Annotated in this window: 16 protein-coding genes, 1 tRNA gene and 1 pseudogene; 2 read left to right on the top strand and 16 right to left on the bottom strand. The window is 65.1% G+C overall.

Annotation, left to right across the window (positions count from 1 at the left end; all coding sequences use genetic code 11):
- Window positions 1-39 precede the first annotated feature (39 nt).
- Window positions 40-2,739: a DNA polymerase I gene (gene polA / locus C501_RS0108440; protein WP_264452116.1), complete on the bottom strand. Its 2,700-nt coding sequence runs from the start codon at window positions 2,737-2,739 to the stop codon at window positions 40-42.
- A 75-nt stretch (window positions 2,740-2,814) separates the two neighbouring features.
- On the opposite strand from polA, the gene C501_RS0108435 reads away from it, so the two are divergent.
- Window positions 2,815-3,291: a hotdog fold thioesterase gene (locus tag C501_RS0108435; protein ID WP_018135188.1), complete on the top strand. Its 477-nt coding sequence runs from the start codon at window positions 2,815-2,817 to the stop codon at window positions 3,289-3,291.
- Here C501_RS0108435 and C501_RS0108430 read toward each other — a convergent pair.
- From C501_RS0108430 to C501_RS0108415, 4 genes are all read right to left on the bottom strand, one after another.
- Entirely contained in the window at window positions 3,288-3,866 is a 579-nt protein-coding gene (locus C501_RS0108430; protein WP_018135187.1) for a dihydrofolate reductase family protein, read from the bottom strand. The genes C501_RS0108435 and C501_RS0108430 overlap by 4 nt on opposite strands.
- Before the next feature lie 9 nt (window positions 3,867-3,875).
- On the bottom strand, window positions 3,876-5,498 hold the full coding sequence (locus C501_RS0108425; RefSeq protein WP_018135186.1) for a DHA2 family efflux MFS transporter permease subunit: 1,623 nt from the start codon (window positions 5,496-5,498) through the stop codon (window positions 3,876-3,878).
- Between the two features lie 79 nt (window positions 5,499-5,577).
- On the bottom strand, window positions 5,578-6,294 hold the full coding sequence (locus C501_RS0108420) for a GOLPH3/VPS74 family protein (RefSeq protein ID WP_018135185.1): 717 nt from the start codon (window positions 6,292-6,294) through the stop codon (window positions 5,578-5,580).
- Window positions 6,295-6,369: 75 nt separating this feature from the next.
- Window positions 6,370-6,451, bottom strand: a tRNA-Leu gene (locus C501_RS0108415).
- A gap of 188 nt (window positions 6,452-6,639) precedes the next feature.
- Between C501_RS0108415 and C501_RS0108410 the strand changes: the two genes are divergently transcribed.
- Window positions 6,640-7,257, top strand: coding sequence for an ANTAR domain-containing response regulator (locus C501_RS0108410; protein ID WP_018135184.1), 618 nt, complete (start codon window positions 6,640-6,642; stop codon window positions 7,255-7,257).
- A 108-nt stretch (window positions 7,258-7,365) separates the two neighbouring features.
- On the opposite strand, the gene pyk is transcribed toward C501_RS0108410, so the two are convergent.
- The 11 genes and pseudogenes from pyk to hisI form a co-directional block, all read right to left on the bottom strand.
- Complete coding sequence (gene pyk / locus C501_RS0108405; RefSeq protein WP_018135183.1) at window positions 7,366-8,847, bottom strand: pyruvate kinase; 1,482 nt, start codon at window positions 8,845-8,847, stop codon at window positions 7,366-7,368.
- Between the two features lie 105 nt (window positions 8,848-8,952).
- Window positions 8,953-10,425 (bottom strand): glutamate synthase subunit beta, encoded by a 1,473-nt coding sequence (locus C501_RS0108400; protein WP_026174754.1) that lies wholly within the window; start codon window positions 10,423-10,425, stop codon window positions 8,953-8,955.
- Window positions 10,418-15,161 (bottom strand): annotated as a pseudogene (gene gltB / locus C501_RS0108395) (glutamate synthase large subunit). Before gltB ends, C501_RS0108400 begins: the two are co-directional and overlap by 8 nt.
- 135 nt (window positions 15,162-15,296) lie before the next feature.
- A complete protein-coding gene (lgt, locus tag C501_RS0108385) occupies window positions 15,297-16,343 on the bottom strand; it encodes a prolipoprotein diacylglyceryl transferase (protein ID WP_043568667.1) in 1,047 nt (348 codons plus the stop codon).
- A gap of 23 nt (window positions 16,344-16,366) precedes the next feature.
- Window positions 16,367-17,221 (bottom strand): tryptophan synthase subunit alpha, encoded by an 855-nt coding sequence (gene trpA / locus C501_RS0108380; RefSeq protein WP_018135180.1) that lies wholly within the window; start codon window positions 17,219-17,221, stop codon window positions 16,367-16,369.
- Window positions 17,218-18,534 (bottom strand): tryptophan synthase subunit beta, encoded by a 1,317-nt coding sequence (gene trpB, locus C501_RS0108375; RefSeq protein WP_051064510.1) that lies wholly within the window; start codon window positions 18,532-18,534, stop codon window positions 17,218-17,220. The genes trpA and trpB overlap by 4 nt, the downstream gene beginning before the upstream one ends.
- A gap of 78 nt (window positions 18,535-18,612) precedes the next feature.
- Window positions 18,613-19,404: an indole-3-glycerol phosphate synthase TrpC gene (gene trpC / locus C501_RS0108370; RefSeq protein WP_018135178.1), complete on the bottom strand. Its 792-nt coding sequence runs from the start codon at window positions 19,402-19,404 to the stop codon at window positions 18,613-18,615.
- A 65-nt stretch (window positions 19,405-19,469) separates the two neighbouring features.
- A complete protein-coding gene (locus tag C501_RS0108365; protein WP_018135177.1) occupies window positions 19,470-19,772 on the bottom strand; it encodes an HGxxPAAW family protein in 303 nt (100 codons plus the stop codon).
- A gap of 102 nt (window positions 19,773-19,874) precedes the next feature.
- Window positions 19,875-20,648, bottom strand: coding sequence for a Trp biosynthesis-associated membrane protein (locus C501_RS12925; protein ID WP_018135176.1), 774 nt, complete (start codon window positions 20,646-20,648; stop codon window positions 19,875-19,877).
- A complete protein-coding gene (locus C501_RS0108355) occupies window positions 20,645-22,306 on the bottom strand; it encodes an anthranilate synthase component I (protein ID WP_018135175.1) in 1,662 nt (553 codons plus the stop codon). Before C501_RS0108355 ends, C501_RS12925 begins: the two co-directional genes overlap by 4 nt.
- A gap of 12 nt (window positions 22,307-22,318) precedes the next feature.
- Complete coding sequence (hisI, locus tag C501_RS12920) at window positions 22,319-22,750, bottom strand: phosphoribosyl-AMP cyclohydrolase (RefSeq protein ID WP_245532452.1); 432 nt, start codon at window positions 22,748-22,750, stop codon at window positions 22,319-22,321.
- Window positions 22,751-22,779: the final 29 nt, after the last annotated feature.

Raw genomic sequence — 22,779 nt, 5'->3', positions numbered from 1 at the left:
GGGGAGAGCTATCCCTCTTGGTGTTACTAGTTGGTGTTACTAGTGCCCCGCTTCGAACCAGCTGGAGCCCACCCCGGTCTGCACATCGAGCGGAACGCTCAGCTCCGCAGCCCCGGACATTTCCCGGCGGACGATCTCCGTGACCTCCTCCAGTTCTCCCGGAGCGATCTCCAGCACCAGTTCATCGTGCACCTGCAGCAGCATTCGGGACTCGGCGTCAGCCGCCCGCAGTTCGCGGTCCACGCCGATCATCGCGCGCTTGATGATATCCGCGGCAGAGCCCTGGATCGGCGCGTTGAGCGCGGCCCGCTCCGCCATCTCCCGCAGTTGGCGGTTATCGCTGGTCAGCTCCGGAAGGTACCGGCGGCGGCCTTCGATGGTTGCGGTGTAGCCGTCGATCCGAGCCTGTTCGACGATGCCGCGCAGGTAATCCCGCACCGCACCGAATCGCTCGAAGTAGTCCTTCATGAGGGTTCGAGCTTCATCCACCGAGATCTTCAGCTGCTTGGAGAGCCCGAAGGAGCTCAGACCATAGACCAGACCGTAGGACATCGCCTTGACCTTGGAGCGCATCGCCGAAGTGACATCCTCTGGCTCGACCTGGAAGATATGCGAACCGACGAAGCGGTGCAGGTCTTCGCCGTCCCGGAAGGCCTGGATCAGCCCCTCGTCTCCGGAGAGATGGGCCATGATCCGCATCTCGATCTGAGAATAATCAGCGGTCAGCAGAGTCTCGAAGGGCTTGCCGCTCGGCTCTTCGCCCACCACGAAAGCGTTCCGGATCTGGCGCCCGGCTTCACTGCGGATCGGGATGTTCTGCAGATTTGGGTTGTTCGAGGAGAGCCGGCCCGTCGCCGCGATGTTCTGCGCGTAGGTGGTGTGCACCCGGCCGTCGTCGGCCACGAATTTGATCAGCCCCTCGACGGTCTGACGGAGCTTGGTGGCATCGCGGTAAGCCTGGAGATGCACCAGGAAGGGGTGCTCGGTCTTCACCAGCAGATCAGCGAGGGCATCTGCGTCCGTGGAGTAACCGGTCTTGATTTTCTTGGTCTTGGGCATGCCCAGCTCTTCGAAGAGCACCACTTGGAGCTGCTTGGGCGAGCCGAGGTTGACCTCGTGACCGATCGCGGCGAAAGCGTCGCGCTGCGCGGCCTCGATCACCTGGGTGAAATCCGCCATCAGCTCGTCCAGCACTTCCCGGCTCACCGCGATCCCGGCGAGCTCCATCTTCGCCAGGACCACCGCGAGCGGCAGCTCTAGCTCGCTGAGCAGCCGCTGGGCTTTGCGCTCGGCCAGCATGGATTCGAAATGGGCGCTCAGCCGGCCCGTGACATACGCCCGCAGCACCGCGTCCTGGGCGCCACGGTCGCCTTCCAGGTCCAGGTCCAGCTGGTCGGCGGCTTGCGCCTGAGCCTGGGCGAAAGGCGTCTTCAGATGGATCTGGGAAAGATCGGCGAGTTCGTAATGGCGCCGCTCCGGCTGGATCAGGTAAGCGGAGATCGAGGTGTCGTCCACGACCCCGGCCAGGGCCAGCCCGCGGCCGGAAAGCGCCTTATAAGCAGCCTTGAGATCGTGCACGGCTTTCGGAGCCGGGCCGGAGAACCACTCCGCGAGCACCCGCTCGGCCTCCGCATCGAGGCCTTCCACCGGAATGAAAGCGACCTCCGCCTCCGTGCTGAGCGCAACGCCCTGCACATCGAGGCCTATCGGATCGGTCAGAGGCAGCGCCGCACCGCTCAGCGCGAAGGCCACCTGCTGCTGCCCGGCGGCCTCGAACCAGGTGGAGAGCTCTTCTGCCTCCTGGAGCACCCGGTGCTCCGGGAGGTCATGCTCCCCGGGGCCGGCCTCCGCCTCGGTGTCCCCGAATACTTCGAAGAGCCGCTTGCGCAAGGTGTTGAACTGCAGCGCATCGAAGAGCTCTTCGATCTGAGCCCGATCCGGGTTCTGCAGCTCCATCTGCTCCGAGCTGATCGGCAGTTGGAGATCGCGCACCAGATGATTGAGCCGGCGGTTCCGCTTGACCGAGTCGAGGTGCGCCCGCAGCGAGTCGCCGACTTTACCGCCGATGGAATCGGCATTCGCCAGGATTCCCTCGAGACCTTCATACTGCTTAATCCATTTTGCCGCGGTCTTCGGGCCGACTCCGGGCACCCCGGGAAGATTATCCGCGCTCTCGCCCACGAGCGCGGCGAGGTCGGGGTACAGCTCAGGGGGCACCAGGTATTTCTCCTCCACCGCGGCCCGGTCCATCGGCGGGATATCGGAGATGCCTTTTTTCGGGTAGAGCACAAGCGTCGAATCGGTGATGAGCTGGAAGGCGTCGCGATCACCGGAGACGATCAACGTCTGCCACCCTTCGGCCTCGGCCCGGGCCGAGGCCGTGGCGATGATATCGTCCGCCTCGTAGCCCTCCAGGGTGACCGCCGGGATGTTCATCGCCTCCAACACCTTGCCGATGAGGTCCACTTGACCGTGGAACTCCTCCGGCGTGCGTGCCCGCCCGGCTTTGTACTCGGAGTACTCCTCGGTGCGGAAAGTGCCTCCGTCGAGATCGAAGGCGACGACGACATGGCTGGGCTTCTGCTGCCGGATCATGGTCAGCAGCATGGACGTGAACCCGTAGACAGCGTTGGTGTGCTGGCCGGTGTCGGTGATGAAAGTCTCCGGCGGCAAGGCGTAGAAAGCCCGGAATGCCATGGAATGGCCATCGATCAGCAGGAGTTTACGAGGTTCGCTCACGGACCAAGCCTATGCCGTCCGGGGGTGGCGGGCATAACACCGGGGCTTTGTCCTGGGAGGCATTAGGGTGGAGATATGTCTGAGGAAAGCAATCCTTATACCGAGCAGCTGGCCGAGGCGGGAGTTCCCGAACAGACGTGGCCCATGCTGCGCCACCATGGCGTAGGAGACCTCGTGGCGAAGATGGGCATCCGGTTCTCGGAGCTCAGCGCCGAGCGGGTCGTGGCCACGATGCCGGTGGAAGGCAATACCCAGATCGTCGGCCTCCTGCACGGCGGAGCCCATCTTGTTCTCGCCGAGACGCTGGGTTCCTTCGCGGCGGGTATTCATGCCGGTGCGGGCGGCCAGGCGCTCGGCATCGAGATCAGCGCAAGCCACCATCGCGGGATCGAATCCGGTACGGTCACCGGCACCTGCACCGCGATCCACCTGGGCCGCACGCTCGCCACCCATGAGATCGTAATGACCGATGAGCAGGGCCGCAGGCTCTCCACTGCCCGGATCACCAATATGATCCGCCGGGCACCTGAGCCGTCCCAGCAGGCTGACTAGCGCAGCGCGTACCGAGCTTCGATCACGCCGCCGCCCCGGAGCTGCTGGGAGATCAACGGCAGCTGCTGCGTGGGATTGGCGAGCGGCAGCAGTCGCTGACCGGAGCCCAGGATGAAGGGCACGATGGTCAGATAGAGCTCGTCGAGCAGACCGGCGGCGTGGAATTGCGCGGCCAGATCTCCCCCGCCGACCACCCAGACATCCTGCTCCTCTGCCGCAGCCGTGGCTTGTGCATGAGCCGTGCGGACATCGCCTTCCGCCCGGATGATCCGCCCCTGCTCCGCCTCCTGTTCCCAGAGACCCCCGGCTTCGGTGAGTTCGCCATGGCTGAAGACCCAGCTCGGGCGGTCCGGGTAAGGCCAGGCCTGCTCCGCCGGGTCTGCGGCGGCTGCGGCTGCGCGCTGCAGGAAACGGTAAGTCTGCGCTCCCATGATCTGCGCGCCGATCCCGGCGTAGAACTGCTGGTAGAGCTCCATATCGTAGCCCTGGAGCGAGAAGAGCCAGTCCAGGTTGTGGTCTTCTGTGGCGAGGAAGCCATCGATGGACATCGAGGTGTAATAGACGGTCCGGCTCATCGTGACAGCCTACGCTCCGGGGCGATCAGGCTGGGCAGTGCCCCCGGGCGCGGGATCCGCCGGAGCAGCCGCTGCCGCAGGTGCAGCGGCTGCCGTTGCCGTTGCCGCCGAAGTCTCTGGCCCGACGGTGATCACCGGGCGGGCGAAGCACAGCGCAGCGACCACGCCGACGAGGATCACCGTCGCGGGCAGCAGCAGCGACTCCCCCATGGCACCGGCGAACCCTGCGTGCAGGAACTCGGGCAGGCTTCCGGCTCCCTCACCCGTTGCCGTGCCGTCAGGAGCAGAGGGCAGGTTCGCGTTCAGCCGAGCCTGCATGAGCGAGGCGATCATCGCCGCGCCCAGAACCGCGCCGACCTGGCGGGTGGTGTTGTAAACTCCTGAGCCTGCGCCGGCCTGAGCCGGGGTGAGGTTCCGGGTGGCGGTCAGGGAGACCGGCGCCCAGACCCCGGCGTTGGCGAACCCGAGCAGTGCCATCGGCAGCAGAAGCATCCATATCGGAGTGTCCGGGCGCAGCAGAGAGCCCAGCCAGAACAGGGAGACGGCGATCAGGGCGAAACCCAGCACGGCAAAGTACCGCGGATCGCGCCGATTGATGAGCTTACCGATAAAAGGGGCCAGCACACCGGAGATCACCGCCATCGGCGCGAGCAGCAGTGCCGCCTGCGTGGGTGCCAGCCCGCGGACTTCCTGGGCATAGAGCATGAGCGGCAGAGACATCGATGTCACCACGAAGCCCATCGCCGCGATGGCCAGGGTGGCCAGGGAGAAGTTGCGGTCCCGGAACAAGCGCAGCGGCACGAGCGGCTCGGCCCGGTTGAAACGTTGCCAGAGCACGAAGCAGACCATTAGGACGAGCCCGGTGATGATGAGCGACCAGACCGAGATGGGCCCGGCGATGGTCCCCCAGTTGAAGCTCTCCCCCTCCTGGATACCGAAGACCAGGAGGAACATGCCTGCGCCGCTGAGCAGCACCCCGAGCCAGTCGAAGCGGTGCATCTGGGTGCTCAGCGATGGCACGAGGCGCACCGCCAGGATGAAGCCGATGATCCCGACCGGGACATTGATGTAGAAGATCCATTCCCAGCCAGCCAGATCCACCAGGATGCCACCCAGCACCGGGCCCACCAGAATGGCCACACCGGCCACCGAGCCCCAGAGCCCCATCGCTGCGCCCCGGCGCTGCGGCGGGAACATCCTGGTGATCATGGACATGGTCTGCGGGGTCATCAGCGCCGCGCCCAGGCCCTGGACCACCCTGGCAATGATCAGGATGGTCACATCGCCGGCCAGCCCGCACCAGGCCGAGGCCAGGGTGAAGATCACCAGACCGGTGAGGTACATGCGTTTGGGGCCGAAGCGGTCCCCGAGCCGCCCGGTGATCAGCAGCGGCACCGCATAGGCGAGCAGATAGGCGCTCGTCACCCAGACCACCTGGCTGATATCGGCGTCCAAGGCGTTCATGATGGCCGGAGTGGCCACGGAGACGATGGTGGAATCCACCAGGATCATGAAGAAGCCGATGACCAGCGACCAGAGCGCGGGCCAGGCGCGGGCTTCCAGATCCCGATCAGCCTGTCCGGAAGTTCCGCCGGATGCTTGTGCAGTTGCGTGGCTCGAGGGTTCAGGCATTCCTGATACTTCCTTCCCCGCGCGTTCGCGGAAGGTCGAGCGCAAGCACGATGAAAAGCAGCGCCGTCTTCACCTCGACTCAGCTCTGGGCGGTGTTGACGTTGGCCGCTATCGCGACGCTGACTGAGGCGGAGACGCTGGCCGCGATCATCGCCGCGGCCTGGCGGCTGACCGCAGCGCCAACCGCTTGGACTCCCCAGTCCCCGTCTTCGAGTTCTTTAGCCCGCCGTGCGATCTCGCTGCTCCAGGGCAAGGGCGGCCGCAGATAGCGCAAGGCCTTGACTGCGGAGAGCAAGCCGATCAGCACCGCTATCCGGGTATCCGGTTCCGCGCCGCCTTCCAGCACCGCGCGGATCCGATCCCTGAGAGCTGATTCGTGCTCCTGGTCCTCAGTGGGCCAGGTGGTCACGGGAATGATGCCCAGCATCCGCCCGCGTTCCTCTCGGATCAGCCCGCGTTCGGCCAGGCGGCTCAGCACGGGCTTCCGGAGCTCACCACCGAGGCTGAGCAGAAGCGTCTGCACCCTGCGGGGGCGCTCCGCGATGGTGTCGTAGGCCTCTTGGAGCAAAGTGTCTGGCAGTTGCTCCTGGCCGACGGCGCGGACTTCGGGGCCGCTCAGCTGACGGCCCAGGCCTCCGCTTTCTTCATCGAGTTCGATCCGCTCGAGGAGGCCGAGTTCGATGAGAACCGCACCGCCGAGAACATAAGGCAGAACCCCCGCAGCGGTGATGGAGCGGCCGTCGTCAGCGAGCAATAGCAGCATGAGATCTTCGACGATCAGCAAATCTTCCTCCACCGCGTCTCCTTCGGGTTTTCCGCCAGATACTGCCGAAGCTTACTCCGGAATCCTGGTATGACCGGAGAACAATCGTGCCCGAGGTGGGACTCGAACCCACACACCTTTCGATACCGCATTTTGAGTGCGGCGCGTCTGCCAATTCCGCCACTCGGGCAGGCACTGGATCGGACCGCTGAAGAGATGGAGATCACATTCAACGGAGAGCCGCACCGGCCCTGATCCACGGACAATAACTCTACATGCCGATAGGCTGTTTTCTGAAAGAGGCAAATATCTGCAATAGCTGTAGAAGAAATATCTGTAGAAAATGTACGGAGCAGAGTACTGAGTCAAGGAGTCACTGTGACAGATTCACTGGAGCCGACGGAGGCCCCAGCACCAAATACCGATGCCGGCCGTCGGGTGATCGTCGCCGAGGACGAGACTCTCATCCGCCTGGATATCGTCGAGATCCTGACGGGCGAAGGCTACGAGGTGGTGGGTGAAGCCGATAACGGCGAGAAAGCAGTGGCCCTGGCCCGGGAGCTGGAACCGGACCTGGTGCTCATGGATGTGAAGATGCCCGTCATGGACGGAATCAGCGCCGCGGAGACCATCGTCAAAGAGCGGATAGCTCCCGTGGTGCTGCTCACCGCTTTCAGCCAGAAAGAACTGGTCGAACGAGCCCGGGATGCCGGGGCGATGGCCTATGTGGTCAAGCCGTTCACACCGGCGGATCTGATCCCGGCGATCGAGATCGCACTGAGTCGGCACGAGGAGGTCAAAGCCCTGGAGGCCGAGATCACCGATCTGCAGGATCGCTTCGAGACGCGAAAGCTCGTGGAACGGGCTAAATCGCTGCTGACCACCAGAATGGGGCTGAGCGAGCCCGAGGCTTTCCGCTGGATCCAGAAGACCTCGATGGACCGCAGGCTCAGCATGCGCGAGGTCGCGCAGACCATCATCGATCAGGTGAACTAGTTCTCAGCCGACGACCCGGCTGAAGACACCTACTGCATACGGTGAAGGCGCCTGGCCCAGAAAAATGTGGGCCAGGCGCCTTCACCGTATCGACTGCGGTCGAACAGGTCAGCGCTCGTGCGCTACCGGCCAGGGGCCGACTTTCTCCCGGCGGTCTTTTCCGTCCCCGCTGTAATCAGCCAGGTCGCCGATTTTGTGGACCTTGACCGAGTTGGTCGAGCCGGCCTGCCCTGGGGGGGAACCAAAGGCGATCACGACGAGGTCATCCGGCTTCAGGAGATCCCGCTCCGAAAGCACATGATCGACTTGTTCGACCATTTCGTCGGTGTGCTTCACCACGGGCACCTTGACCGGCTGCACGCCCCAGGTGAGCGAGAGCTGATTCCAGACCCGCTCGTCCGGAGCGAAGGCGAAAACCGGCTTGACGGGACGTAACCGCGAGATCCGGCGCGCCGAGTCCCCGGTCTGGGTGAAGGCGCAGACGTATTTGGCATCGAGCTGATCCGCGATCATCACCGCGGCGCGGGTGATCGCCCCGCCCCGGGTCTTGGGGTTGGTGCCGAGCGCTGGTACCCGCTCCAGTCCGTGTTCCTCGGTGGATTCGATGATTCGGGCCATGGTCTGGATCGTGATGATCGGGTATTTGCCCACGCTCGTCTCCCCGGAAAGCATCACAGCATCAGCACCGTCGAGCACCGCATTGGCGCAATCGGAGGCTTCTGCTCTGGTGGGACGGGGGTTCTCGATCATGGATTCGAGCACCTGGGTGGCCACGATCACGGGCTTGGCCCAGCGCCGGGCCAGCTCCACCGCGCGCTTCTGCACGATCGGCACGTCTTCAAGCGGCAGCTCGACACCCAGGTCGCCGCGGGCCACCATGATCGCGTCGAAGGCATCGACGATCTCCGCGAGCTGCTCCACGGCCTGGGGCTTCTCGACCTTGGCGATCACCGGCGCCCGGCGGCCTTCTTCGTCCATGATCTCGTGGACTCGCTTGATGTCCTCGGCGTTCCGCACGAAGGACAGCGCCACCATATCCACGCCACGTTTGATGGCCCAGCGCAGATCTTCTTCATCCTTCTCGCTGAGCGCGGGGACGTTGACGGCCACCCCAGGCAGGTTGATGCCCTTGTTATTGGAGACCGCTCCGCCGACCATGACTTCCGTGGTCACTTTGACATCGTCGACGGCGGTGGCGCGCAGTGAGACCTTGCCGTCGTCGATCAGCAGAGTATCCCCCACTTTTACGTCCTCGGGGAGGCTCTTGAGCGTGGTGGAGCAGATCTCCTTCGTACCGGGAACATCCTCGGTGGTGATGGTGAAGATGTCGCCCGGGAAGAGCACATGCGGGCCGTCCACAAAACGACCGAGACGGATCTTGGGCCCCTGCAGGTCCGCCATGATACCGACCGGCTTGCCGAGTTCGGCGGAGGCCCGGCGGACGTTCTCGTACGTCTCGTTGTGCACGGTGTAGTCGCCATGGCTCATATTCATCCGGGCTACGTCCACACCGGCCTCCACTGCGGCCAGGGTCTGGTCATAGCCGGCGATGGCCGGGCCGAAGGTTGCAACTATTTTCGCGCGTCTCATACCCCTACCTTATGCATAATCGGATCGTTCTGCGGTCCCCCTGAAGCTGACATCATGGTGAATTCACACCATGGATTCATCATGATGTAACAGATGTCACACCTGTCACAGTGGAGTGATCGCGGCATCAGCAGGAGTCACCGGAGCCGGCAGGTTGCTGCTGCCGCTCAGATAGGCGTCAACAGCAGCCGCGCACGCCCGGCCCTCGGCAATAGCCCAGACGATCAGCGATTGACCTCGCCCGGCGTCTCCGGCCACGAAAACCCCGTCCGCTGAGCTCTTGTAGTCGATGCCGCGGTTCAGCGTGCCGCGCTCATCGCAGCCGATCTCCAGCTGCTCCGTGACTGCCCCGGATTCCGGGCCGGTGAACCCCAGCGCCAAGAAGACCGCATCGGCGGGGATGACTTTCTCGGTACCCGGCTTGGGCAGGCGCCGGCCTTCGCGGTACTCGGTTTCCGCCACTTTCAACCCGGTCAGCACACCATCCTCACCGAGGAATTCGACAGTGGATGCGAGATAGCTGCGCTGCCCCCCTTCTTCATGCGCGCTCGCCACCTCGAAGAGAGTCGGCTGCATGGGCCAGGGCTGATGCGCGGGCCGCTCTTCCGGAGGCTGCTGGCCGATAGCCAGCGTGGTCACGGAAGCCGCCTGCTGGCGATGCGCGGTGCCGAGGCAGTCGGCTCCCGTGTCACCGCCGCCCAGGATCACCAAGTGCTTGCCACGGACATCGATGATTCCCTGACCGCCGAGGGCGATATCGGCGTCCCCGGCGACCGCCCGGTTCGCCTGGACCAAGTAATCCATGGCGAAATGCACACCGCTTAGCTCCCGGCCGGGAATCGGCAGATCCCTCGGCACAGTGGCACCGGTGGCCAGCACCACCGCATCATAGCGACGGCACAGCTGCTCCCAGGAGATGTCCCTGCCGATCTCGATCCCGGGCCGGAACCGAGTGCCTTCGGCGCGCATCTGCTCGAGCCTGCGGTCAAGCTGCGCCTTTTCCATTTTGAAATCGGGGATCCCGTAACGCAGCAGGCCGCCGATCCGATCATCGCGCTCGTAGACGGCTACCGTGTGGCCGACCCTGCTGAGCTGCTGGGCTGCGGCGAGACCAGCCGGCCCAGAGCCGACCACGGCTACGGTGCGCCCGGTGAGCCGCGCCGGGGGCAGCGGCTGGATGAGACCGTCTTCGGCAGCGGCATCAGCGATGGAGACCTCGATCTGCTTGATCGTCACCGCGGGCTGGTTGATGCCCAGTACGCAGGATGCCTCGCAGGGAGCCGGGCAGAGCCGGCCGGTGAACTCGGGGAAATTATTCGTCGCGTGCAGCCGCTCCGCGGCTTCGGCGAGCCTGTCCCGCCAGACCAGATCGTTCCACTCCGGGATCAGGTTGCCCAGCGGGCAGCCCTGATGGCAGAACGGGACACCGCAGTCCATGCAGCGGCCGGCCTGCGAGCGCAGTATGCCCTTCTCCTGGGCTTCATAGACCTCCTTGAAGTCCATGATGCGCACGGGGACGGGGCGTCTGGGCTGGACTTGCCGTTCCCTGACCTTCAGGAACCCTCGTGGATCAGCCACCGGTCACCTCCAGAATCCGCTGCCAGACGATATCTCCGTCCGGGTCCAGGCCCTCCGCGCTGGCGGCTTCCCTGGTCCGCAGCACTGCCGCGTAGTCCCGGGGCAGTACTTTGGTGAATCTCCCGGCGGCAGCTGAGCGCTCCGCGGGGTCTTCGCTCTGCAAAGCCGCCAGCAGGCGGGCCGCGAGCCTGGAACCGGTCTCTTCCTCGTGTCTGTGGATCATACCGGTCAGATAGCGCAGATCCTGCTGGAGCTCTTCCGCCTCCGGGCCAGCAGGGTGATCCGAGGTATCAGTGAGCCGGTGCAGTTCCAGTTCGCCGGAATCCAGCGCCTGCTTATTGACCCGGTCAACGACGAGATCGAGGACGTAGGCGATTCCCCCGGACATCCCCGCCCCGAAGTTCCGCCCGGTTACCCCGAGGATCACCGCCCGGCCGCCGGTCATGTACTCGCAGCCGTGGTCGCCGATGCCCTCGACCACGGCGCTCGCCCCTGAGTTGCGGACCAGGAACCGCTCGCCGACCTGGCCGCGCAAGAAGATCTCACCGCTGGTGGCGCCGTAGCCGATGACGTTCCCGGCGATCACGTTCTCTTCCGCCGGGAAGGTGTTCGCCCGGTCGGGCCGGACGATGATCCGGCCCCCGGAGAGCCCTTTGCCGGCATAGTCGTTGGCATCGCCCAGCAGCCGCAGAGTGACCCCTGCCGGCAGGAAGGCGCCGAGGGACTGCCCGGCTTGCCCGGTAAGCGTGATATCGATGGTGTCCGGCCCCAGGATTTCAGCGCCGAATCGGCGCGTGACCTCGTGCCCCAGCATCGTGCCCACCGAGCGATCGGTGTTGACCACCGGTACGGTGATCTTGACCGGAGTCCGGTCTGCCAGGGCTTCAGCGGCCATCGTGATCAACTGCTGGTCGAAGTGCTTATCCAGTTCGTGATTCTGCGGCACCAGGTTCCGCAGGGCCACGTCTGCATCATGGTTCTGACCCGCCAGAATGGGCGAGAGGTCGAGCCCATCGGCCTTCCAGTGCTCCACCGCCTGCCGGGTGTCGAGGAGCTCGGCGTGGCCGATAGCCTCGTCCAGGGAACGGAACCCCAGCTCGGCGAGGTATTCGCGGACTTCTTCCGCGATGAATTCGAAGAAGTTGATCACGAACTCCGGTTTGCCGCTGAACCGGGCGCGCAACTCCGGGTTCTGCGTGGCCACTCCCACGGGGCAGGTGTCCAGGTGGCAGACCCGCATCATGATGCAGCCGGAGACCACGAGTGGGGCGGTGGCGAAGCCGTATTCCTCAGCGCCGAGCAGTGCCGCGATGATCACGTCGCGCCCGGTTTTGAGCTGGCCGTCTGCCTGGACTACCACACGGTCCCGCAAACCGTTGAGCATCAGGGTCTGCTGGGTCTCCGCGAGGCCCAGCTCCCACGGCACGCCGGCGTGCTTGAGCGAGTTCAGCGGCGAGGCGCCCGTACCGCCGTCGTGGCCGGAGATGAGCACGACATCCGCTTTGGCTTTGGTCACCCCGGCGGCTACCGTGCCGATGCCCACTTCGGAGACCAGTTTGACGTGCACCCGGGCAGAGGGATTCGCCCGCTTCAGGTCGTAGATCAGCTGGGCGAGGTCTTCGATGGAGTAGATGTCGTGATGCGGTGGCGGGGAGATCAGCCCTACTCCGGGGATGGAATGCCGGATGGCGGCGACCCAGGGGTAGACCTTCTGCGACATCAGCTGGCCGCCCTCCCCCGGTTTGGCGCCCTGAGCCATTTTGATCTGCAGATCCTCGGCCTGGGTGAGGTACAGGCTGGTCACGCCGAAGCGGCCGGAAGCGATCTGCTTGATCGCACTGCGCCGCTCCGGGTCCAGGAGCCGGGCGAGATCCTCGCCGCCCTCTCCGGTATTGGATTTGGCGCCCAAACGGTTCATCGCGATGGCCAGGGTCTCGTGGGCCTCCTGGGAGATCGAGCCGTAGCTCATCGCCCCAGTGGAGAAGCGCTTCACGATATCCGCAACCGACTCCACCTCTGCTAGGGGCACCGGCGGCCGCGAGCCGGTTCTCAACTCGAGCAGTCCGCGCAGGGTCATCAGCTGACCGGATTGATCGTCCACGGCGCGGGTGTAGTTTTTGAAGACGTCGTAACGGCGCTCCCTGGTGGCGTGCTGCAAACGGAAAACAGTATCCGGGTTGAACAGATGCGGCTCGCCTTCCCGGCGCCACTGGTACTCGCCACCGCCCAGCAGCGGGCGATGCGCCTGCTCGATGCCATCGGGCGGATAGGCCATGAGGTGCCGGGCGGCGACTTCCGCGGCGATGACCTCCAGCCCCACCCCGGAGATCTGACTGCGGGTGCCCGCGAAGAACTCGTTGACCATCTCCTGGGACAGCCCGATGACTTCGAAGGTCTGCCCCCCGCAGTACGAGGCCACCGTGGAAATGCCCATTTTGGACATGATCTTCAGCAGCCCTTTGCCCAGGCCTTTGAGCAGATTGCGGACGGCCTGGACGGCGCTTACGCCGGTGAGGTCCCCGGCGCGGACGAGTTCCTCTACGGACTCCATTGCGAGGTACGGGTTTACCGCAGCGGCACCGTACCCGATGAGGAGCGCGACATGATGGACTTCCCGAACGTCTCCGGCTTCGACGAGGAGCGCAGTTTTGGTCCGGGTGGCGCTGCGCAGCAGATGATGATGCACCGCGCTGATCAGCAGCAGCGATGGGATGGGCGCCCATTGCGCGCTGGAATCGCGGTCGGAGAGCACGATGTACTGGGCGCCCCGGTTCACTGCGGCAGAGACTTGCTCGCAGATCTCGTTGAGGCGGTTCCGCAGCGCTTCCGCCCCGCCATCCGGCCGGTACAGGCCGCGGATCTTGATCGCGAGCCGCTCCCCTTCCCTGCCGAGCTGGTTGGATTCCAGATTGGCGATCTTCGCCAGCTCGTCATTGTCGATCACCGGGAAATCGAGCGCCACCTGAGGCTGTTCGACCCGGCCCGTCGCCAGCAGATTGCCGTTGGGGCCAATCGAGGTCAGCAGTGATGTCACCAGCTCCTCCCGGATCGCGTCCAGGGGCGGGTTGGTCACCTGGGCGAAGGACTGGGTGAAGTAGTCGAAGAGCAGCCGGGGCCGGGCGGAAAGCACCGCGATAGGCGTGTCCGAGCCCATCGCACCAAGCGGCTCCGCCCTGGTGCGGGCCATGGGTGCCAGAAGCACCCGCAGCTCCTCCTGGGTGTAGCCGAAAGTGCGCTGGCGCAGGTTGACCGAAGCCGGGGTGTGCACGACGTGCTCCCGTTCGGGCAGCTCCGGGAGCCTGATCAAGTTCTCCTCGAGCCTGTCCCTCCAGGGCTCGGCAGCCGCCAACTCGGCCTTGATCTCCTCATCATCGATGATGCGGCCGGCATCCGTGTCGACCAGGAACATCTTCCCCGGCGAGACCCTGCCTTTCCGGACCACCCGTGCGGGTTCGATATCCAGGACTCCTACTTCGGAGGCGAAGACCACCAGACCGTCTTCGGTGATCCAGTAGCGGCCGGGACGAAGGCCGTTGCGGTCCAGCGTCGCCCCGACGAGCAACCCATCGGTGAAGGAGACCGCGGCGGGGCCGTCCCAGGGCTCCATAAGCAGAGAGTGGTATTCGTAGAAGGCCCTACGGGCCGGATCCATCGCGGTGTGGTTCTCCCAGGCCTCGGGGATCATCATCATGGCGTGGGTGATGGGCCGGCCGGAGAGCCAGAGCAGTTCGGCCACTTCGTCGAACGATGCCGAATCGGAAGCCCCTGGGGTACAGACCGGGAAGAGCTCTTCCGGCCGCTCGCCCAGCAGCGGGCTGGCCAGGGTGGATTGCCTGGCGCGCATCCAGTTCCGGTTCCCCCTTGACCGTGTTGATCTCGCCGTTATGCGCCACCGTGCGAAAAGGCTGCGCCAGAGGCCAGGAAGGGAAAGTGTTCGTGGAGAACCGGGAGTGCACGATGCCCAGCTTGGTCTTGAACTTAAGGTCGGAGAGATCCGGATAGAAGGGCTCGAGCTGCGCGGTGGAAAGCATGCCCTTGTAGACGATGGTCCGGCAGGAGAAGGACGGGAAGTAGACGCCGAGCTTGTTCTGGGCTCTTTTGCGCACCCGGAAGGCTCTGGCATCGAGGTCGTGGAGCCTGGCCTGCGGCTCCGGAGGCGCACTCTGCACTTTTTTCTGCTCTGCTGAACCGGGTTCGGACTCCCGGCAGACGAAGAGCTGCCGGAATCGGGGCATCGAAGAACGCGCCAACGCGCCGATAAGACCTTCTTCGATCGGCACATCGCGCCAGCCCAGAACTCGCAGGCCTTCTTCAGCGCTCAGCGACGCCAAGTTCTCCATGGCGTCATGCTCCGCCTGAGGGTCCGTGGGCAGGAAGGCCGTGCCTACCGCGTAGCGTCCGGCTGCCGGGAGCTGGAAGCCGACCACCGCGCGGAAGAACTCGTCAGGGATCTGGGTCAGCAGCCCTGCGCCATCGCCCGTGCCTTCATCAGCACCCACTGCGCCGCGATGCTCCAGGGCGCGTAATGCCGTCAGTGCGGCATCGACGATATCGTGCCCGGCTACTCCCCGTAACGTGGCGATCACGGCGAGGCCGCAGGCGTCCTTCTCTGCTTCCGGAGCGTAGAGTCCCTGCGCCTCAGGCAGCGCGGCGAACCGCTCGAAAGGCGATACCGACACCGGCGGAGCGGTGGAAGAAGGGAACCCGAAGGGGGATTCGGAGGCACCTGGAGTCAAAGTAGTGTCCTTCCCACGTGACTGCTGTGGAGGGGACAGCGCTGGCCCCGAGCCAACGATGCCGGTGCACTAGGCACTGGCATCGTGGAGAATCAGTATATGACAGAGGTCACACGCTGCGGTGAAAGGGCCGACTCAGGGACGTTGTGCATCCCCTTCGTGCTCCCGAACCTCCGGATCAGCATTGGTCTGCGCTTCCGGAAGACTTCCCGCGAGATTAGCATGGGCTGAAACCTGATCTGCATCCTGAGACAGATTGTCCGCATTCTGGACATCTGCATTCGGGGCCGGCAGATCTTCCTGACCCGGAAGCATCACCTGGTCCTGTTCCGTGTGGGGCACACGCCGAGCATAGATGCTCAGCGCGATGAAGACCAGCAGCGCGGCAATGAAGACCAGCACGGAGGTCCAGACATTGAGCCTGGCGCTGAGCCCGAAGAACATCAGCTGCTGGGCGTCATCGATACGCAGGGCTTCGATCCAGACCCGACCCAGGGTGTAGTAGATCACGTAGAGCGCGAAGAGCCGGCCCAGCCGGAAGCGGAACCGCTTGTCCAGGGCGAGGAGCAGCAGCACACCCACCAGATTCCACAAGCTCTCGTAGAGGAAGGTCGGATGGAAAAGCGTATCCGCCGGGTAGCCGGCGGGGAAATTAGGATTGGTCGCATCGATCTGCAGACCCCAGGGCAGCGTAGTGGGCGCCCCGAAGAGCTCCTGGTTGAAGTAGTTGCCCCAGCGGCCGATGGCCTGCGCCAGCAGCAGTCCCGGTGCCGCAGCGTCCAGCAGTGCGGAGAGCTTGACGCCGGCGCGGCGGCAGCCGATCCAGGCACCCACGACGCCGAGGAGCACTGCACCCCAGATGCCCAGGCCGCCTTCCCAGATGCGCAGGATCCGCGAGGGGTCGCCGCCGGGGCCGAAGTAGCTGTCCGGGGAAGTGAAGACGTGATAGAGCCTGCCGCCGACGATGCCAAAAGGAATAGCCCAGATCGCGATATCCCAGAGCGAGCCCTCCGGGGCACCTCGGCGCTTCCAGCGGATCTGGGTGAGCCAGAGCGCGGCGACGATCCCCAGCAGGATGCACAAAGCATAGGCGTAGATGGTCAGCTGCCCCCAGGGCAGCGGGATGACGAACCCGGACCAGTCCGGGCTGGGAATGGCGGAGGGCGCTAGAGCCGGCATCATCCCGCCGCTCGCTGTAGAGGCATTCACCGTGATCGGCCTTCCTTCTCTTCTTCGGTACTCGGCTCACCAGGAGCCCCGGCGATCGCTTTGTCAGTGCCACCGCGCAGTTCGGCCATGAGCCTGCCGATTCCGGCGACTCCCGCATCCCGGAGCGCAGCTACCAGGGCAGTGCCGACGATAGCACCATCGGCGTACTGGGCGATCTGACGCACATGCTCGGCCCGGCTGATACCGAGCCCGACGCAGACCCGCTCCGCACCGGCCTCCCGCGCCCGGGCCACCACGGACTCCGCGCTCGTGGATACTTGCTGCCGGGCGCCGGTGACGCCCATCACGGATACCGCATAGACGAAACCGCGGGATGCCTGCGCGGTCTGGGCCATCCGCTCGGCAGTGGAGGACGGCGCGGTCAGGAAGACCCGGTCCAAACCGAACTCATCGGAGGCCGCGATCCAGTCACCCGCTTCATCCGGAATGAGATCAGGAGTGATCAGCCCTGCGCCCCCGGCCTCGGCGAGACTTCGTGAAAAATCGTGCACACCGATGCGCAGCACCGGGTTCCAGTAGGTCATCACCAGCACGGGCACCTCGCCCTGCGTGGCCGAGGTGATGCCTGCCACCACATCGAAGATCTCCGGAACCCGGAATCCGCTGGCCAGCGCCTCCTGAGTGGCAGCCTGGATGACCTCGCCGTCCATGACAGGATCAGAATAGGGAATGCCGATCTCGATCAGATCCGCACCGTTCCGGGCCAGCGCGATACCGGCCTCGATACTGGTCCTGGTATCCGGGTAGCCTGCTGGCAGGTAGCCGATCAGCGCCGTCCGGCCCTCTGCTTTCGCCCGGTCGATAGCCGCCGCGGCATGAACGCCGTTCATCGCGCAGCCCCCGCCCCGGTGTCTTCGCGTCCGCCTCCGCCTTCGCCCTGCTGATCCTCCAGCAGATCGAACCACTCCGCTGCCGTGGCGACGTCTTTATCGCCCCGCCCGGAGAGATTCACGATGACGATAGGCGGCTCCGCGCCCTCGGCGGCTTCCGCAACGAGCTCCTGGCCGATCCGGAGCCCCCCGGCCAGGGCGTGCGCGGATTCGATCGCCGGAATGATGCCTTCGGTACGGCACAGCAGGCGGAAGGCGTCCATCGCCTCGGCATCGGTGACCGGCTGATAGGAGACCCGGCCGATATCCGCCAGATAGGCGTGCTCGGGGCCGACCCCCGGGTAATCGAGGCCGGCCGAGATCGAATGCGATTCGATGGTCTGGCCGTCTTCGTCCTGCATCAGATAGGAACGGGCCCCGTGCAGCACTCCGGGCCGGCCCAGGGTGATCGTCGCGGCGTGCCGTGGAGTATCGACGCCATCGCCGCCGGCCTCGAAACCGAAGAGCCGCACTGAAGCATCATCCAGGAAGCCGTGGAAGATGCCGATGGCATTGGAGCCTCCGCCCACGCAGGCGCAGACCGCATCGGGCAGCCGCCCGGCCTGGTCCAGGATCTGCTGCCGGGCCTCTTCGCCGATGACTTCGTGGAAGTACCGCACCATCGCGGGGAAGGGATGCGCTCCGGCGGCGGTGCCCAGCAGGTAATGCGTGCTGTCGACATTGGCCACCCAATCACGCAGAGCCTCGTTGATCGCGTCTTTCAAGGTCTGCGATCCGGCGCGCACCGGTATCACGGTGGCCCCCAGCAACTGCATTCTGGCGACGTTGAGCGCCTGCCTGCGGGTGTCTTCAGCGCCCATGTACACGACGCATTCCAAGCCCAGGAGCGCTGCAGCCGTGGCACTGGCGACTCCGTGCTGGCCCGCACCGGTCTCCGCGATGAGCCGGGTCTTGCCCATCCGCTGCGCCAGAAGCGCCTGGCCGAGGACGTTGTTGATCTTGTGCGAACCGGTGTGGTTGAGATCCTCGCGCTTCAGAAAGACGCGTGCTCCCCCGGTGTGCTCGGCGAAGCGGTGCGCTTCGGTGAGCAGCGATGGGCGGCCGGAGTACTCCCGGCCCAGCCGGGCGAGTTCTGCCGTGAACTCCGGATCCGCCTTGGCTTTGGCAAAAGTTTCTTCGAGCTGATCGAGGGCGGCGATCAGCGATTCGGGCATCCAGCGCCCGCCATAGTCACCGAAATACGGCCCCGGGGCATGTCTGAAGTTTGCCCCGATCTCTTCTGCCGTCAAGGTTTCCGCCGCATCTGCGCCGATGGGCGTCGCTGAGTTATCGGACACCGCACCTTCCTCTCTGCTCGAATCCGTTCGAATCGCCCGCTCTTGGAATTGGCCTCAGGCCGCTACCGGAATCGCCCGGAACTCGGTGATCAGCTGCGCTGGATCAGCCGCCGTGACCAGGGCTTCTCCGACGAGCACCGCAGCGGCGCCGTGCCGAGCGTATTCGGCGACGTCCTGCACTTGGCGGACTCCTGATTCGGCGACGAGGAGCGAGCCCGGTGGGAGGCTGCCGGAGATCTGGCCGAAGACCCGCCGATCCACATCAAGGGTCTTCAGATTGCGCACGTTGATCCCCAGAATGGTGGCGCCGGCGTCCAGCGCCCGCTCGGCCTCCTCGGCGGTGTGTGCCTCGACCAGGGCATTCATGCCCAGTGACTCCGTGAGCTGAAGATAATCCCGCAGCCGGCTCTGCTCGAGCGCCGCGACGATCAAGAGCACCACATCGGCACCGTGCGCACGGGCCTCCCAGATCTGATAGGGATCCACCGTGAAATCTTTGCGCAGCACCGGAATATCCACCGCGGCGCGGACCGCGTCGAGATCAGCCAATGAACCCTGGAAGCGCCGCTGTTCGGTGAGCACGCTGATCATATTGGCACCGCCGCGAGCGTACTGGCCGGCCAGCAGAGCCGGTTCCGGAATTTCCGCCAACTCGCCTTTGGCCGGGCTGCTCCGTTTGATTTCGGCGATCACGCTGACACCGGGGCCGCGCAAAGCCGCAACGCCGTCGAGCGCCGGCGGCAATTGCCCGCAGCGCTGTTCGAGTTCCTGCTGACTCGTCCGCTGCTTCCGGAGCGCGAGATCTTCCCGAACCCCGGTGATGATCTCACTCAGGACATCGGGCACAGCGGGCGTCGTACCGCCCCGAGCGTCTTGATCTCCTTGATCCCGGCTGCTCGTTGAGCTGGAACTCAATGACCTGGACCCGAAGCCTTGACCTTATCGCCGCCCACGCCATAACCCATCCGGCGCATGATGAAACCTACCGCGCATCCGATCACCATGACCACGGCACCGGCGATGAAAAGCGGGGTGTTCGCGAGGATGAAGGCGATGGAGCAGACCAGGGCACCCACCAGAGAGATCATCACGAGCGCCCACGCCGCGGGGCTGTTCCCGTGACCCTCCACAGCGGCGCGGTGCATAGCCTGCTCCGCCGGCGTCGTGGACCCCGCTGCCGCCTGAACTTTGCTTGCGGTGGGGTTGCTGCTCATGATCTCTCCTGTGCGTGTTGTGCTTAGCGCGTGCAATCTGTTTCTTGCTTGCCACTCATTCTGCCAGATGATCGCGGGGATCCTGACTTCGACGCAGCCGGATCAGCCCCGCTGGGTGGATTCCGGGGTGCTCCCGCCGTCTCCCCCACCATCTGCTTCATCAACGGCAACGGTGGGGTCTTCCCCGCGGCTGAGCCGATCCCAGCCGTCAATCTGGTCGAACTCCTCGAGATCATCGACAGCACCGGTACTTGTAGAAGCTGCGCCGTTCGCCCCCGGCCGCGCCTGCCGGGCCGCGTTGTACTTCCGGGTGCTGGTCCAGTCGGAACCGAACACCAGAATCGCCAGCCCGGCGAGCAGCAGGCAGAGCGCTGCCGCGAAAGCCAGCGGGAGCAGCGGGGTCAGTTGGGCGTCCAGGGCCAGCCCTTCCACCCCGATCTGCTCGCTCACCGCAGGTGCAACAGCGGCTTGCGGATCGAGCATGGACGACCCCGTCGTCCATGCAGCGCCCACCGCCGCGAGCAATACGAGCACACCCGCTATCACCCGGCCCACCCGGCCCGCGATCGTCACAGCGAGGGCTCCCGCAGCAGCGACCAGAGCGAAAGCGGTGACAGCGGCGGAGACTTTAGTCCCGGGCACCGCGATCTCCGTAGCACGCACCGTGCCCTGGTCCATCGATACCTGGAACCAGGTCTGGGTCGCCGCGCCGAGCAGGGCACCGGCAAAGATCAGGGTGCTGAAGACCACGGTGCTCTTGCGCCGATACCACGCCGACGTCGCTGCCGAACGCGATGCTTCCGCAGCGGCGTGCGCGTCGGACTGGGTAGCGGGCAGTTGGGCATCGGGCAGTTGGGGGGCAGAATCGTTATTCATCGTCCGTTTCCGATCGGTGAGCTCATGTCTTCCAATGGCGATTCCGGAACCGGATTCAGCCGCTGCGCGGCGTACACCGCGCGAAGCGGGGCTGCCGCCTTATTGATGGTCTCCTGCGCTTCATCGGCCTGTTTGGAATCAGCCACGATTCCGCCACCGGCCTGAACATAGGCGGTGCCTCCGCGCAGCAAAGCGGTGCGGATGCAGATCGCGGTATCCATATTCCCGGCGAAATCGAGATAGCCGACCACCCCGCCGTAGACTCCACGCCGATGCGGTTCGTAGCGGTCCAACAACTGCATGGCCCGGGGTTTCGGCGCCCCAGAAAGAGTACCTGCGGGGAAGGTCGCCGCCAGCGTGTCGTAAGCGGTCCGATCTTCTGCCAGCGAACCGACCACGGTGGAGACCAAGTGCATGATGTGGCTGAACCGCTCCACTTCCATGAACTGGCTGACCTCGACGCTGCCGGGCACGCAGACCTTGGCGAGGTCGTTACGGGCCAGGTCGACGAGCATCAGGTGCTCGGCCCGCTCTTTCGTATCGGCCAGCAGATCTTCTGCCAGCGCCTGATCCGCCTCGACGCCTTCGCCCCGTGGCCGGGATCCGGCGATGGGGTGCGTGATGACCTCCCGGCCGGACACCGTGACCAGCGCCTCCGGCGAGGACCCCGCGATGGCGTACTCGCCGCCCTCCGGATTCGCGAAGCTGTAGAGGTACATATAGGGGCTGGGGTTCGTCATGCGGAGCATCCGATAGACATCGAGGGCATCCGCTGCAGGAGCCTCAGCACCGGAGTTGTCCAACTCGAATCTGCGGGAGATCACCACCTGGAAGATCTCCCCGTCCACGATCGCGGTCTTCCCCTTCGCGATGGTCGCGAGGTAATCGGACTCGTTCCAGCGCTCCCGGACCGCCGAGCGGTACGCGTCACGCTCAGCTGCCGCCGGTACCGCGACACCACGCGGCCCCTGCGCCGAGATCGCCTGCAGCATCTCCTCAAGCCTGTTCGCAGCCGCCTGCCAGGCTTCATCCACGCGTTCATCGCTGCCATCGAAATTGATCGCATTGGCGATCAGCAGCACCGTGCCGTCGGTGTTGTCGTGCACCGCCATATCCCTGACCAGATTCATCGCCAGCTCCGGCAGGCCGAGATCGTCCTGGGGCGGTTCCGGGAGGCGTTCCCAGTAACGGGTCATATCCCAACCCAGGAAACCGACCAGACCCGAGGTGAACGGCGGCAGGCCGGGCAACGGTTGGGTGTGCAGGAGGCGCACGGCCGCATCGAGGACCTCGGCGGGATTACCGCTGTGCGGCACCCCAACAGGCGGTTCTCCGATCCAGTGCGCCTGGCCGTCGCGGCTGGTCAGCGTCGCGCTGGAGGCCACACCGATAAAGGAGTGCCGGGACCAGACCCCGCCCGGGGCTGCGGATTCCATCAGGAAGCTGCCTGGAACACCATTGGCCAGGGCACGATAGAGACTGATCGGGGTATGCGCATCGGCCAGTACCCGGATCGTCACGGGAATCACTCTGCGGTCCGCAGCCAATTCCCGGAATTCTTGCAGATCGGGGCTGATCCGCAGGCCGAGTGCGCGCAGCCGGCCATCGGGCCCGACAGAGGCCGCGGTGTCTGGGGCCGACTGCTGACTCTGCTGCATCTAGAGGTTTCCTTAGTTCTCGGTGCTGTGGGTCGTAGAGCCTTCGACGGGCGGCAGCACCACAGCCGGTAGCCGGCGGCCATCGAAACAGGTTCTCGTCCCGGTGTGGCAGGCCGGGCCGTGCTGGTCCACTGCGATCAGCAGGGCATCGCCGTCGCAGTCGATCGACACGGCACGCACCAACTGGATATTCCCCGAGGTATCGCCTTTGCGCCAGTACTCCTGACGGGACCGGGAGAAGAACGTCACGCGGCCGGTGCTGAGCGTTCGGCGGAGCGCCTCGTCATCCATCCAGCCCAGCATCAGCACGTCCCGGCTGTCGTGCTGCTGGATGATCGCCGCCACCAGGCCCTGCGCATCCCGCTTCAGCCGGCCGGAGATCTCCGCGGGCAGCTGCGCTGCGTCACTCGATGCCGAGTCACTCGATGCTGCGTCGTCAAACACTGTGTCATGAGCCCCGCTATCAGCGTGTC

The organism is Acaricomes phytoseiuli DSM 14247, from assembly GCF_000376245.1.
Taxonomy (GTDB): domain Bacteria; phylum Actinomycetota; class Actinomycetes; order Actinomycetales; family Micrococcaceae; genus Renibacterium; species Renibacterium phytoseiuli.
This window is presented reverse-complemented; position numbering and strand designations above follow the sequence as displayed.